Annotated in this window: 12 protein-coding genes; 9 read left to right on the forward strand and 3 right to left on the reverse strand. The window is 65.8% G+C overall.

What is annotated here, in order from left to right; translation table 11 throughout:
* The first annotated feature begins 109 nt into the window (after nt 1-109).
* The 5 genes from ABV408_RS12765 (at nt 110) to ABV408_RS12785 (ending at nt 7,322) form a co-directional block, all read left to right on the forward strand.
* Nucleotides 110-481, forward strand: coding sequence for a hypothetical protein (locus tag ABV408_RS12765; protein WP_353979308.1), 372 nt, complete (start codon nt 110-112; stop codon nt 479-481).
* A gap of 16 nt (nt 482-497) precedes the next feature.
* Nucleotides 498-1,262: a helix-turn-helix domain-containing protein gene (locus ABV408_RS12770; RefSeq protein WP_353979309.1), complete on the forward strand. Its 765-nt coding sequence runs from the start codon at nt 498-500 to the stop codon at nt 1,260-1,262.
* A 200-nt stretch (nt 1,263-1,462) separates the two neighbouring features.
* Nucleotides 1,463-4,654, forward strand: a complete 3,192-nt coding sequence (gene putA / locus ABV408_RS12775) for a bifunctional proline dehydrogenase/L-glutamate gamma-semialdehyde dehydrogenase PutA (RefSeq protein ID WP_353979310.1) — start codon at nt 1,463-1,465, stop codon at nt 4,652-4,654.
* 306 nt (nt 4,655-4,960) lie between these two features.
* Nucleotides 4,961-6,451: a sodium/proline symporter PutP gene (putP, locus tag ABV408_RS12780; protein WP_353979311.1), complete on the forward strand. Its 1,491-nt coding sequence runs from the start codon at nt 4,961-4,963 to the stop codon at nt 6,449-6,451.
* A 319-nt stretch (nt 6,452-6,770) separates the two neighbouring features.
* Nucleotides 6,771-7,322 carry an OmpW family outer membrane protein gene (locus tag ABV408_RS12785; protein WP_353979312.1) on the forward strand — a complete coding sequence of 184 codons (552 nt, stop codon included), beginning with the start codon at nt 6,771-6,773 and terminating at the stop codon, nt 7,320-7,322.
* 111 nt (nt 7,323-7,433) lie between these two features.
* On the opposite strand, the gene ABV408_RS12790 is transcribed toward ABV408_RS12785, so the two are convergent.
* Nucleotides 7,434-7,760, reverse strand: a complete 327-nt coding sequence (locus tag ABV408_RS12790; protein WP_353979313.1) for a YqcC family protein — start codon at nt 7,758-7,760, stop codon at nt 7,434-7,436.
* 300 nt (nt 7,761-8,060) lie between these two features.
* On the opposite strand from ABV408_RS12790, the gene ABV408_RS12795 reads away from it, so the two are divergent.
* From ABV408_RS12795 to ABV408_RS12810, 4 genes are all read left to right on the forward strand, one after another.
* Entirely contained in the window at nt 8,061-9,071 is a 1,011-nt protein-coding gene (locus ABV408_RS12795) for a DUF3549 family protein (RefSeq protein ID WP_353979314.1), read from the forward strand.
* A 4-nt stretch (nt 9,072-9,075) separates the two neighbouring features.
* The gene (locus ABV408_RS12800; protein WP_353979315.1) at nt 9,076-9,513 is read left to right on the forward strand and encodes a RimK/LysX family protein; all 438 of its coding nucleotides are present in this window, start codon (nt 9,076-9,078) and stop codon (nt 9,511-9,513) included.
* Between the two features lie 33 nt (nt 9,514-9,546).
* Nucleotides 9,547-10,455 (forward strand): 30S ribosomal protein S6--L-glutamate ligase, encoded by a 909-nt coding sequence (gene rimK / locus ABV408_RS12805; protein ID WP_353979316.1) that lies wholly within the window; start codon nt 9,547-9,549, stop codon nt 10,453-10,455.
* Nucleotides 10,456-10,564: 109 nt separating this feature from the next.
* Nucleotides 10,565-11,005 carry a hypothetical protein gene (locus tag ABV408_RS12810; protein WP_035470638.1) on the forward strand — a complete coding sequence of 147 codons (441 nt, stop codon included), beginning with the start codon at nt 10,565-10,567 and terminating at the stop codon, nt 11,003-11,005.
* Between the two features lie 150 nt (nt 11,006-11,155).
* Here ABV408_RS12810 and ABV408_RS12815 read toward each other — a convergent pair whose 3' ends face one another.
* Both ABV408_RS12815 and sufT read right to left on the reverse strand, forming a co-directional pair.
* Nucleotides 11,156-11,812, reverse strand: a complete 657-nt coding sequence (locus tag ABV408_RS12815; protein WP_353979317.1) for an ElyC/SanA/YdcF family protein — start codon at nt 11,810-11,812, stop codon at nt 11,156-11,158.
* A 227-nt stretch (nt 11,813-12,039) separates the two neighbouring features.
* Nucleotides 12,040-12,603 (reverse strand): putative Fe-S cluster assembly protein SufT, encoded by a 564-nt coding sequence (gene sufT, locus ABV408_RS12820; RefSeq protein WP_370635761.1) that lies wholly within the window; start codon nt 12,601-12,603, stop codon nt 12,040-12,042.
* Between the last annotated feature and the right edge of the window lie 3 nt (nt 12,604-12,606).

Here is a 12,606-nt window from a genome sequence, read left to right on the forward strand (position 1 = left end):
CACCCGCCCTGGCGGGCCGGTGGCGTGGCGCTGGGGCAGGCCGCGGCGAACGTGATAGACTGCGGCTCTGGTCGCAGGTCTTGGTCATTCCGCCGCCGGGAGCGTCCTCGTGCAGCTTTTCTTTATCGTCTTCGCCGTCTGTCTACTCGTGAGCCTGGGCACCGTGGCCGCGCTGATGCTCTCGCGCACGCCGCGCTATCGTACCGGCGCCGAGGACCTGATCGCCCTGTTCGATGCCGTGCTCGACAACCGCGCCGATCAGGCCCGCTGGGACAGCGTCATCGGCTACCCCATCCGCCACGACGCCTATCTGGAGAGCCTGCGCCGCCGCTGCCAGCATCTGATGGAAGCCCACGGCCGCCCCTGGCAGGTGGCTCAGGGTGGATCGCTGTTCTCGCGTCAGGGACGCGAAGAGCTGGTCTCGCTGCGCGCCCATCTCACCGCCCACCAGGCCCTGAACCAGGGCGAGTACTCGGCGTGAGCCGGCGGAGCGCAACATGACCGATACCATCCGCCTGACACCGCTGGACAACGCCATCCAGCATCACCACCACGACTACCACCAGATCGTGATCGGGCTCTCCGGCTACGCCGAGTTCGAGGTCGGCGGCCACGGCGGCTTGGTCGCCCCGCTATCGGGCTGCCTGGTCCCAGCCAACGTCGAGCACTACTACGAGGGCATCGGCGACAACCGTCAGTTGATCATCGACCTGCCGGACGACGCCGCCTCTCTCACCGGCAGTCAGCGTGAGCTGCGCCGACTGTTCGACCGACCCGGCTACTTCAGTCTCGACGAGTCGCTGCAGCACTTCATCCAGTTTCTGCTGCACGAGATGGCTAGCCCCCAGCACGCCCCGGGCGAGCTGCTGATCACCACCCTGCTGAGCTCGCTCGATGCGCGTCGTGATCCGGCCGAGACAGTCTCTTCGCGCCTGGCACGCACCCTCGACGTGGCGCGTCTGGAGCGTTTCGTGCACGCCCACCTCGACCGCCGCATCAGTGTCGCCGACCTGGCCCGGGTGGCCTGCCTCAGCGAGGCCCACTTCAGCGAGCGCTTCCGCCAGCAGACCGGCCTCTCGCCCTACCAGTTCGTCATGCGCCAGCGCCTGGAAGCAGCGCGCCACCTGGTCACCACCTCGGACACGCCACTGTCGGAGATTGCCGAGCGTACCGGCTTTGCCAGCCAGAGTGGCTTGAGCCATGCCTTCCGCCGCCACTTCGGCTATCCGCCGATCACGCTGCGACGTCAGACTTTGGTCTAAAGACGGCGACCACGGCGCAGCTGACGGTCTCCTCGAGAGTCCGCCACCCCGGATTTTTGACAAATCTCTCCGCGGAATTGGCAAGTCGCCGCGCTCTGTTTCACGCTAGAGTCACCCACCATCCTTCCCTCCGTGCCGGAGACGCTCGTCTGGTGACAGGCGATCACACGTCCCGCCGATGTCCATTCAGGGGTTGAACAATGTTAAAAGCCGATCAGATGTTGAAGCCCGAAACGTGGCAGACCTCGCTCGATGAGCTGTTCGCGCGGATCAGCGAACACTATATCGTCGCCGAGGAGACCTACGTCGCGGAACTGGTCACCCTGCTGGGGGCCGACGAGGCCGAGTTCAAACGCATCGGCGACAAGACCGCCGCGCTGGTGCACGACGTGCGCGAGATGGATACAGCGGTCGACTCGATCGACGAGCTGCTGCAGCAGTACAGCCTCGACACCCAGGAGGGCGTGCTGCTGATGTGTCTGGCCGAGGCACTGCTGCGCGTGCCCGACAAGGCCACTGCGGATGCACTGATCGAAGACAAGCTGGGGGTGGCGGACTGGAAGCGCTATGTCGGCCAGAGCGAGTCGTGGTTCGTCAACGCCTCCACCTGGGGCCTGCTGATGACCGGCAACGTGATCCAGCTCGACAAGCCCCGCGACGGCAAGCCGGCCAACTTCATCAATCGCATGGTCAACCGCATGGGCGAGCCGGTGATCCGCAGCGCCATGTACCAGGCGATGAAGATCATGGGCCAGCAGTTCGTCCTGGGGCGCACCATCGATGAAGCCTTGAAGCGCTCCAAGCCGCTGTTCAACAAGGGCTACACCTACTCCTACGACATGCTCGGCGAAGCCGCGCGTACGCGTGACGACGCCCGGCGCTACTTCGACGACTACGCCGCAGCGATCCGTCAGGTGGGCGAAACCAGCCGCCGGCTGGATGCCAAGACGCCGGCGCCTTCGGTCTCGATCAAGCTCTCGGCGCTGCATCCGCGCTATGAGTTCGGCCGCCGCACCCAGGTGCTCGAGGAGCTGGTGGGCACGGTCAAGCAGCTGGTCGAAATGGCCCGCGAGCGACAGGTGGCACTGACCATCGACGCCGAGGAGGTCGACCGTCTGGAGCTCTCGCTGGAGGTCTTCCGCGCGGTCTTCGAAAGCGACGCCTGCCGTGGCTGGGGCCACTTCGGCCTGGTCGTGCAGGCCTACTCCAAGCGCTGCCTCACGGTGCTCCACTACGTCAATCGGCTGGCCGATCAGCAGGGCGACGAGATCCCGCTACGGCTGGTCAAGGGCGCCTACTGGGACACCGAGATCAAGGAGTCGCAGAAGCTCGGCGTGGCCGGCTATCCGGTCTATACGCGCAAGGCCTGCACCGACGTGGCCTACCTTGCCTGCGCCAAGTTCCTGCTCTCCGAGAACACCCGTGGGCGGATCTTCCCGCAGTTCGCGACGCATAACGCCCACACCATCACGCATATCCTGGAACTGGCCAACGACGCCGATCGCGCGTTCGAGTTCCAGCGTCTGCATGGCATGGGCGAGGCGCTCTACGAGGCGGCGCTCAAGCGCGCCCCGCAGGGTACCTACTGCCGCATCTACGCCCCGGTCGGCGCGCACAAGGATCTGCTGCCGTATCTGGTACGCCGGCTGCTGGAGAACGGTGCCAACTCCTCGTTCGTGCATCAGCTGGTCGACCCGCGCGTGCCGGTGGAGTCGCTCTGCGTCCACCCGGTCGCCACCCTGGCCTATTACGACACCTATGCCAATCCGCGCATCGCGCTGCCCCAAGACATCTATGGCCCGGCCCGCAAGAACTCCAAAGGCGTCAATTTGAACATCAATAGTGAATACCAGCCGCTGATCGCGCGCATGCAAGATTTCATGGAGCGCGACTACCACGCCAAACCGCTGCTCGGGGTCGAGGTCAGCGATGACGAGTCCCAGCGCCAGCGCGTCACCAGCCCCTTCGACCGGCGCCAGGCGGTGGGCAGCGTGCAGTGGGCGACCCGTGCCCAGGCCGAGCAGGCAGTGGAGATCGCCTGGCAGGCCTTCCCGCGCTGGAGCGAGACCCCGGTCGAGGAGCGGGCAGCGATCCTCGAGCGTCACGCCGACCTGATGGAGACGCACCTGGCAGAGCTTATGACGCTGTGCTCGCGCGAAGGCGGCAAACTGCTCACCGACGGCGTCGACGAGATTCGCGAGGCGGTCGACTTCTGCCGCTACTATGCCGCCCGCGCCCGCGAGCTGTTTGCCGAACCCACCAGCCTGCCCGGGCCGACCGGCGAGTCCAACGAGCTGATGCTCGGCGGCAAGGGTGTATTCGCGGCGATCAGCCCGTGGAACTTCCCGGTGGCGATCTTCACCGGGCAGCTGGTGGCGGCCGCGGTCGCCGGCAACACCGTGGTGGCCAAGCCGGCGGAGCAGACTTCGCTGGTCGCCAACCGCGTGATCGAGCTGCTTTACGAGGCCGGCATGCCGCGTGACGTGGTTCAGCTGTTGCCGGGCGATGGCCCCACCGTGGGCAGCGTACTGAGCAGCGATGCGCGGATCACTGGCGTGGTCTTCACCGGCTCCACCGGCACCGCACAGATCATCAACCGCGCTCTGGCGGCGCGCGAGAACGCGCCTTTGCCCACGCTGATCGCCGAGACCGGCGGCATGAACGCGATGATCGTCGACTCCACCGCACTGCCCGAGCAGGTGGTAGCGGACGTCGTCCACTCCGCCTTCCAGAGCGCCGGCCAGCGCTGCTCGGCCCTGCGCGTCCTCTATCTGCAGGATGATATCGCCGATCGCGTGATCGAGATCCTGCGCGGGGCGATGGCGGAGCTGCGTATCGGCGACCCGCGCGATCTGGGCACCGACGTCGGCCCGGTGATCGACGAAGAGGCCCGCGAGGGGCTGCTCGCGCATGTCGAGAAGATGAAGGCCGAAGGTCGCCTGCTGGCCGAGGCCAAGCTCGATCCGACCCACACCGACCATGGCACCTTCGTCGCCCCGATGGCGTTCGCCATCGACGGCATCGCGTCGATGGAGAGCGAGCAGTTCGGCCCGCTGCTGCATATCGCCCGCTACCCTGCCGACAAGCTCGACGCGGTCATCGACGCCATCAACGCCAAGGGCTTCGGTCTGACCTTCGGTGTCCACAGCCGTAACGAGAGCTTCACCGACTATGTCGCCAGTCGCATTCGCGTCGGCAACGTCTACGTCAACCGTGACATCATCGGTGCGGTGGTCGGGGTGCAGCCGTTCGGCGGTCAGGGCTTCTCCGGTACCGGCCCCAAGGCCGGCGGCCCGCACTACCTGCTGCGCTTCGCCACCGAGAAGACACGCACCATCAATACCGCGGCGCTGGGCGGCAACGCCTCGCTGCTGGCCATGGGCGACGACTGAACCCGGCGCCCCGGGTGATCACCCGAGAAGGAAATCGCTCATGCTCGACCGCACTCGGCCATCCCCGACAACAACAGCAACCGATATACTCCCCCCGCGACGCGCGCGGGTGGGAGGCGTGCTCACCCGAGGACGTCGCTGCGCACCTGCTGACGCGACGGCGACCCGAGTGACGATCGCTGAGCTGCCGGAGCCGCGCTCCGGCCTAGCGCCCGTCGATCGAGGAGGCCGAAGCAAGTCGCGTCGGCGTCCTCGATCGGCCTCTACCCCCTCCAGCCTAATAACTACGTAACAGGAGACGCTTCTATGGCTATCGGTGTCTGGATCAGCCTGTGTGCCTACTTCGTGCTCATGATCGCCATTGGCCTCTACGCCATGCGCACGTCCACTGCCACTTCCGAAGACTACATGCTCGGGGGACGTACCCTGAGCCCGCAGGTCGCCGCGCTCTCGGCCGGCGCCTCGGACATGAGCGGCTGGCTGCTGCTGGGCCTGCCCGGAGCGATGTTCGTCTCCGGCCTCGCCTCCGCCTGGATCGGTATCGGCCTGTTCGTCGGCGCCTTCTTCAACTGGCTGCTGGTGGCGCCCAGGCTGCGCGAGCAGACCGTGCACTACGGCAACGCCATCACCATTCCGGCGTTTCTGGCCAACCGCTTCCCGACCCGCGCGCTGTCGCTGCGCACGGTCTCGGCCATCGTCATCGTGGTGTTCTTCTCGGTCTACACCGCCTCGGGCCTGGTGGCCGGCGGCAAGCTGTTCGAGAGCGCCTTCTCCGGCGTCATCGACATCGGCGGTCTGAGCGACTACGCCACCGGCGTGATCCTCACCCTCGGGGTAGTGCTGGTCTATACCGTGGTCGGGGGCTTCCTGGCGGTGAGCATGACCGACTTTGTCCAGGGCTGCATCATGATGCTGGCACTGGTGATCATGCCCGCGGTGGTGCTCTTCGGCGAGGGTGGCGGCGGCTTCAGCCAGGCTCAGCAGACGCTCAACCAGGTCGATCCCACCCTGCTCTCGTGGACCGACGGCCTGACCATCGTCGGCTGGCTCTCCGCGGTCACCTGGGGCCTGGGCTACTTCGGCCAGCCGCACATCATCGTGCGCTTCATGGCGATCCGCTCGGTCAAGGACGTGCCCGCGGCGCGTAACATCGGCATGAGCTGGATGTTTATCTCGCTGGTCGGCGCGATCTCGGTCGGTATCTTCGGCCGCGCCTACGCGATCCGCAACGGCCTCGACGTGCAGGACCCGGAGACGATCTTCATCATCCTCTCCAACCTGCTGTTCCATCCGCTGATCACCGGCTTCCTCTACGCGGCGCTGCTGGCGGCGATCATGAGCACCATCTCCAGCCAGCTGCTGGTCGCCTCCTCGTCGCTCACCGAGGACTTCTACCGGCTGTTCCTGCGCAAGGAGGCGAGCGAGAAGGAGACCGTCACCATCGGCCGCCTGAGCGTGGTCGCGGTGGGCGTAGTGGCAGCGATCATCGCCTCCAACCCCGACTCCCAGGTGCTGGGGCTGGTCAGCAACGCCTGGGCTGGCTTCGGCGCCGCCTTCGGCCCGCTGATCCTGTTGTCGCTGATGTGGTCGCGGACCAACGGCGCCGGCGCCATCGCCGGCATGGTGGTGGGCGCGGTGACGGTGATCGTGTGGATCGCGCTGGGCTTCAGCAGCTCGTTCCTGGGCGGCCCCGGCGTCTACGAGATCATCCCCGGCTTCATCGCCTCCTTCCTCGCCATCGTGCTGGTGAGCCGCATGACCAGCGACGCTGGCGAGTACCGTCAGATCACGCGCTGAGCGCTGCTCGACCACCAAGATCAAGGGCTCCTGCGGGAGCCCTTTTGCGTGGAGGCATCTGGCGGCTCGTCGCGCAACTGACACCCCGGGGTCCGGTGCACCACCGACGCTGGCGCACCGGACTCACAGCGACTACGTTGAAGGCGCGTCTGCGGGCACCGGATGCGTGCGGGCGGCACCGTACCGATCAGCTAGAAAACACTGTTTCAAAATTTTACTGGACTTATAGAACAGCGTTTCCTATCATTCCCATCGTTGTCTCATAGAATGTGAAGGCCGGTAATACGGCTGCATGATGTAAAGAAAGGAGTCCTTGATCATGACCAAGACCAAACTGTTCTCTGCCATGGTTGTTGCCGGCGCTTGCGCATTCGGAACCCAGGCCGCATTCGCCTACGGCGCCGGTGACTTCTTCGCCCGTGCTGGCGTTGCCAAGACCGACGTCGACACCGGCTACGCCGATAGCGACACCGGCGCCTATCTGGGTCTCGGCTACATGTTCCACGACAAGCTGGGCGTAGAGCTGAGCTCCATGACCGAAACCAAGGTCCACGCCGAAGGCGGCACCTTCAAGCAGGTTCCGGTCAACCTGATGGCGCAGTACTACCCGCTGGGCGGCATGGACTCCCGCGTGCAGCCGTACGCAGGCGTCGGTGTCAACTACACCACCTTCTCTGACGAGAGCGGTGTGGGCAGCGTCGATGACTCCTGGGGCGCCACGGGTGAACTGGGTGTCGACCTGAACGTCACCCAGAACTTCGGCTTCAACGCTTTCGCTCAGTACACCGACGTCAGCGCCGACATCAGCGGCGGCCGCGACATCGACCTCGACCCGGTCACCGTGGGTGCCGGCGCGATGCTGCGCTTCTAAGCGTCATCGCAACGACAAAAACCGGGCCAATGGCCCGGTTTTTTTATGCCCGCTCGTCTTGCAGGCTCACGGGATGGGCGCCGTCCACAGGCAGCGCGACACCCGCCGGCGTCACCCTTCGGTGACGAGCCGGTCCACTCTCTGCAGCGCCTCAACCACCACCGTCTTGTGTGGTCCCGAGACATCCTTCAGCCAGACCTCCAGTGCCGGGGCCACTTCGCACTTGGCGGGTAGCGGCGCGCGCGCGTCCACTAGCGCCTGGAGTCGCGCCACGAACACGTAGCGCAGCCATTGGGGCAGCGTCATGCGATCGACACAGAACGGCTGCTGGCTGTCGAAGGCGTCCGCCGGCGGCGCTGACACCTCCCACAGCTCGGCCTCATCCAGCGCACTTTCCAGCTGGCGCAACGCCTGCGCCAGCGCATCATGTGAAGTCATTCAGGCTCCTTGCTTGCCGAGGTCCGGGACCGTTCGCCGTCAGCGCCCGGCGCCGCTGCGATGGCGAAGTTGCCGCGCGCGCGCTGGCAGCACCGCCCCGGTGTCGTTGCGCGCCCATTGTGACCCATTCGGGTTGCTCACAGATACCCTGAAAGAGACTGTGGATAAACTCTGAACAGATCGCCCTTGGCGGCTCGCCATGAGATATCGCGAGGCATGCTCAATTTTTGGCCAGCCTCTGTTCACTCCCGGGCAGGCGCGTTACAGTGCGCGCCTCTCTTCACTGGCTAGCGACGATCGATGCAGACGCTGAGCGACTTTTTCGCCCAGAGCGGCGCCGAGGTGGCGCTTGCGAGCCTGGGCCGGCGCGTGGCGCCGTTGACCCGCGACACCTTCGAAGCCTTCGAGCGCGAGCGCCAGGCCTGGCCGCTGCCGTGGAACGCCCAGGCGCAGTTCGCCTGTGCCCTGCGCTGGCCGGCGGCGGGTGCCGATCCGGTAGTATGGTTCTTGGCTCTGCCGCTGGACGAGCAGGGCATGCTCAGCCCGGCGTCACGGGACGCTTTTCTCGAGCGCCTGCTGCTGACCCTGGGCGCCAGCGGCGAGGCCCCGAACAGCTCGGCGCCGGACAACCTGATGCAGGACAACCCGGTGGCGCTGGAGCCGGAGTTGCATCAGCGCGCCCTGCTCCACGCCCGGCTTTCACGCCACTTTGCGCAGCCGCCCTCGTCCCAGCGTGCGCTGGCCGCGCGCTATCTGGCCGGCGATGCCGCGGTGCACTGGCAGCTGCTCGGGCTGCAGGGGCTGGCCGACTGGGTCGTCGACCCCGATCCTGCGACCTGCGCCGCACTCGCCCCGCGGCTGAGTCAGCTACCGCGGGAGGTGCTGATCCCGCTGTGCTATCTGATGGAGCACGGCGATCTGCCCACGGCTCTGCACGCGCCGCTGATCGCCTGTCTGGAGCAGGCTCACGCAGATCAGGATCTGGAGCGTTACTGTGCGCTGCTGCGTGCCCTGCTGGGCAGTCGCGATGCCACGGTGAGCGCCTGGCTGGGGCAGTGGCTCGAATGCGACGAGCTGATGGCGGCCGACTGCCTGGTCGCGGTGGCGGCACGTGGCTGGCACCACCTGGAGGAGGAAGGGCGCCTGTCCAGGTTCCTCGAGCGCCTGGCGGCGAGCGAGCAGCTTCACTTTCGTCGCGTTGTACGCGATCTGGCATTGATCCCGCGCCTGAGACTGCCAATATTGATGATGTTGCGTCAGGCGCCGCGGGACTCTGCCCTCGGCCGGCGCGTTGCAGAGTGGAACGTCTGAACTCATGAAAGCACTGCCCTATCAGGCCAAGGCGGTGATCGGACGGCGCGAGATGGTCTCGCTGCCCGATCTCGACCTGACCCTTTGCTGCAAGGCGGATACCGGTGCCCGCACCTCGGCGCTGCATGCCGAGCTGATCGAACCGTTCGAGGAGCACGGTCACCCCTGGGTGCGCTTCGTCACCCGCACCAGTGGCCACGCCACCCCGGCGCACGAGTGTCTGCAGCCGCTGCATGACCGGCGCAAGGTCAGAAGCTCCAACGGCCAGGAGGAGTGGCGCTACGTGATTCGTACTCGCCTGGTACTGGGTAACCTGGATTTCCCCATCGAACTCACCCTGACCGACCGCAGCGACATGCGTCACCCCATGCTGCTGGGACGGCGCGCGATGCGGCGGCTGCTGGTCGCCCCGGGTGCCGCTTTTCTGCACGGCGAGCCCTGACTCGCCGGATCGTTCACTCTGGAGCCCTCGCTCATGCACATCGGCATCCTGTCACGCAATCGCAATCTCTATTCGACGCGCCGCCTGATCGAGGCCGCCGAGACGCGGGGCCACACGGTCAGGGTCATCGACACCCTGCGCTGCTACATGAACATCGCCTCGCATCGACCTTCGATCCACTACAAGGGGCAGGAGCTGGAGGCCTTCGACGCCATCGTGCCGCGGATCGGCGCCTCGGTGACCTTCTACGGCTGCGCGGTGCTGCGTCAGTTCGAGATGATGAGCACCTACGTGCTCAACGACTCGGTGGCGATCACCCGCTCGCGGGACAAGCTGCGTTCACTGCAGCTGCTGTCACGCAAGGGGCTGGGGCTGCCGGTGACCGGCTTCGCCCACTCGCCGGACGACATCCCCGACCTGATCACCATGGTCAAGGGCGCGCCGCTGGTGATCAAGCTGCTGGAGGGCACCCAGGGTATCGGCGTGGTGCTGGCCGAGACCAACCAGGCGGCAGAGTCGGTGATTCAGGCCTTCATGGGCATGAAGGCCAATATCATGGTGCAGGAGTACATCAAGGAGGCCAAGGGCGCCGATATCCGCTGCTTCGTGATCGGCGACAAGGTGATTGCGGCGATGAAGCGTCAGGCAGCCGAGGGCGAATTTCGCTCCAACCTGCATCGCGGCGGCACCGCTAGCGTCATTCGCATCACCCCCGAGGAGCGCTCCACCGCGATCCGCGCGGCCAAGGCGATGGGGCTGCGCGTGGCGGGGGTCGATCTGCTGCGCTCCAACCATGGACCGGTGATCATGGAGGTCAACTCCTCACCCGGGCTCGAGGGGATCGAGACCGCCACCGGCAAGGATATCGCCGGGCAGATCATCGAGCATCTGGAGAAGAACGCTGCGACGCCGCGCAAGGCACCGCCCAAACCCAAGGGCTGACCCATAAATCTCAACAAATAGCCGGAAAACCTAAAAAATTATCCTCGCAGGGGTAGAAAAACAGTGTTTCCGGCCGCACAATTTGTGTCACCTCAGGAGGTGACCGCACATGTTTCTCGACAATCGCCAGGTGGCGATGGACAGCGTCCTGGAGGCGCTGGCCGACAGTCTCGACTATTTTCAGGACAATCTCGATCGCCTGCGCCCGGCGCTGCGCAATGCCCTGAAACCCCATTACGAGGAACGTGGCGCGGCGATGCGCGAGCTGCAGGATCTGGTTCGCGAACACCTCGCCATGCTGCCCCGCGACGCCGACGTCGAGCGCGACGACTATCTGTGGCTATGGAGCCGCATCAAGAGTTTCGTCGGTAACGACAGCGCCGTGCTGCTGGGTGAGCTGCTGGAACAGGAGCGCGTGCTGATGCAGGCGCTGGGCAACGCCTTCACCCATCCCCTGCCGGACCCGCTGGAGCCCGCACTGGAGCGCTGCTGGAAGAATTGCCGCGCGCTGATCCGCGAGATCACCAAACTGCAACAGCGTCAGCGCTGAATCCTGCGTCGCCGCCGTCGGCGGCGGCTCACTGCGCCATTCTACGCCCCACCCGCCTGACCTATCCGCTCGGTCGACACGCGGATCCCCTCCTCGGCCGCAGCCGACATCCTGGCGTGCCGCGCCAATGCCAATGCTCTAACGCCGCGCTTACGGCGATAGCTGGATTGGCTCCAGCGGGCCGAGAAAATAGGGCTCGCGCCCCCACAGGTAGAGATCGCCGAAGGTCGCCGCCCGCGCCAGCCACTCGCGCAGCCTGAGCTGCCACTCACCGGCGATCCCTTCGTCGGGCACCGCACATCCGCTGACATCGAGCCCCAGCGCATCGGCGATGAACAGCGCCCGTGGCAGATGCCACGCCTGCGAGATCAGCATCAGGCGCTTGGCCCCGAACACCTCCTTGGCCCGCACCACGCTATCGAAGGTGCTGAATCCGGCGTAGTCGAGAGTCATGTGCGCGTCCTCGACGTTACGGTGGCGCAGCGAGCGCCACATGCTCACCGGCTCGTTGTAATAGCGGGTGCGGTTATCGCCGGAGAGCAGCAGGTGCTGCACGCGATTGAGACGCAGCAATTCCGCGGCCGTCTCCATGCGTGCCCGATAGTAGGGGTTGGGTCCACCCGCGCGTAGCCATTGGGCGGTGCCGAAGACCAGCCCCACCGGCTGCGGCCGACACAGCAGAACATCGTGTTCGATACGCGACTGGGTGTGGTGAAGCACCCATAGATTGATCGCGACGACGCCGAGCACGAGCAGCACGAGTCCGACCAGCAGCGTCTTGATCAGGCCCTTCAGTATTCGCAGCATAGCGCGCCGCGGCCACGTGGACAGCGAGGCGGCCGCCAGCGGTCGCCTCGATGGGGGGAGAGACAGGGGCGGAAACAGCGGGATAAGCGGCAAAGGCCAGTGTCGATCTGCATCTTGCGTTCGTCTTGCGGTCGTTGCCTTGTCGGAAAGCCGGCACGTCTGCGCGACGCAGCGCCGAACCTCGCACGCTCAGGGTTCTCTCATGGCGCCAGCGCCAGGCCGATTCATCAGAACATGCCCAGTTCCAGGCGCGCCTCTTCACTCATCATCTCACGGCTCCAGGGGGGATCAAACACGATTTCCACGTGCACCTTGGAGAACTGCGGCGCACCCAGGATCTTGCGCCGGGCATCCTCGGCGATCACGTCGCCCATTCCGCAGCCGGGCGCGGTCAGCGTCATACGGATGGTCACCATACGCTCGCCGCTGAGCAGACGCTCGATACGGCAGCCATAGACCAGCCCCAGCTCGACGATATTGACCGGGATCTCGGGATCGAAGCAGGTGCGCAACTGCTCCCACACGAAGGCCTCCATCTCCTCCTCGGAGGCCGCCGGGTCGAGTGTCGGGCGCGGTGTCGGCGTCAGCCCCAGGGCATCGAGGTCCTGGCCCTCGATCAGATAGAGCCGCCCCTCGTAGGAGACACTCACCGAACTTCCCTTGGCCTGCATCACCGCCACCACGCTATCCTCGGGCAGCGTGATGGTCTTGCCGAAGGGGATCGAGATCACCTCGACATCCCGCTGCAGGGGCATCTCCTGCCCCTTGTAGAGTCCGTGCTTCGCATCCATCGC

This window comes from Salinicola endophyticus, assembly GCF_040536835.1.
In the GTDB taxonomy this organism is placed as follows: Bacteria; Pseudomonadota; Gammaproteobacteria; order Pseudomonadales; family Halomonadaceae; genus Salinicola; species Salinicola endophyticus_A.

Excerpts from the sequence above, each read along its gene's own strand:
- ABV408_RS12770 (WP_353979309.1), top strand. The coding sequence starts at position 498 with ATGACCGATACCATCCGCCTGACACCGCTGGACAACGCCATCCAGCAT.
- ABV408_RS12795 (WP_353979314.1), top strand. The coding sequence starts at position 8,061 with ATGCAGACGCTGAGCGACTTTTTCGCCCAGAGCGGCGCCGAGGTGGCG.
- sufT (WP_370635761.1), bottom strand. The coding sequence starts at position 12,603 with ATGGATGCGAAGCACGGACTCTACAAGGGGCAGGAGATGCCCCTGCAG.
- putA (WP_353979310.1), top strand. The coding sequence starts at position 1,463 with ATGTTAAAAGCCGATCAGATGTTGAAGCCCGAAACGTGGCAGACCTCG.
- ABV408_RS12800 (WP_353979315.1), top strand. The coding sequence starts at position 9,076 with ATGAAAGCACTGCCCTATCAGGCCAAGGCGGTGATCGGACGGCGCGAG.
- rimK (WP_353979316.1), top strand. The coding sequence starts at position 9,547 with ATGCACATCGGCATCCTGTCACGCAATCGCAATCTCTATTCGACGCGC.
- ABV408_RS12790 (WP_353979313.1), bottom strand. The coding sequence starts at position 7,760 with ATGACTTCACATGATGCGCTGGCGCAGGCGTTGCGCCAGCTGGAAAGT.
- putP (WP_353979311.1), top strand. The coding sequence starts at position 4,961 with ATGGCTATCGGTGTCTGGATCAGCCTGTGTGCCTACTTCGTGCTCATG.
- ABV408_RS12785 (WP_353979312.1), top strand. The coding sequence starts at position 6,771 with ATGACCAAGACCAAACTGTTCTCTGCCATGGTTGTTGCCGGCGCTTGC.
- ABV408_RS12815 (WP_353979317.1), bottom strand. The coding sequence starts at position 11,812 with ATGCTGCGAATACTGAAGGGCCTGATCAAGACGCTGCTGGTCGGACTC.
- ABV408_RS12810 (WP_035470638.1), top strand. The coding sequence starts at position 10,565 with ATGTTTCTCGACAATCGCCAGGTGGCGATGGACAGCGTCCTGGAGGCG.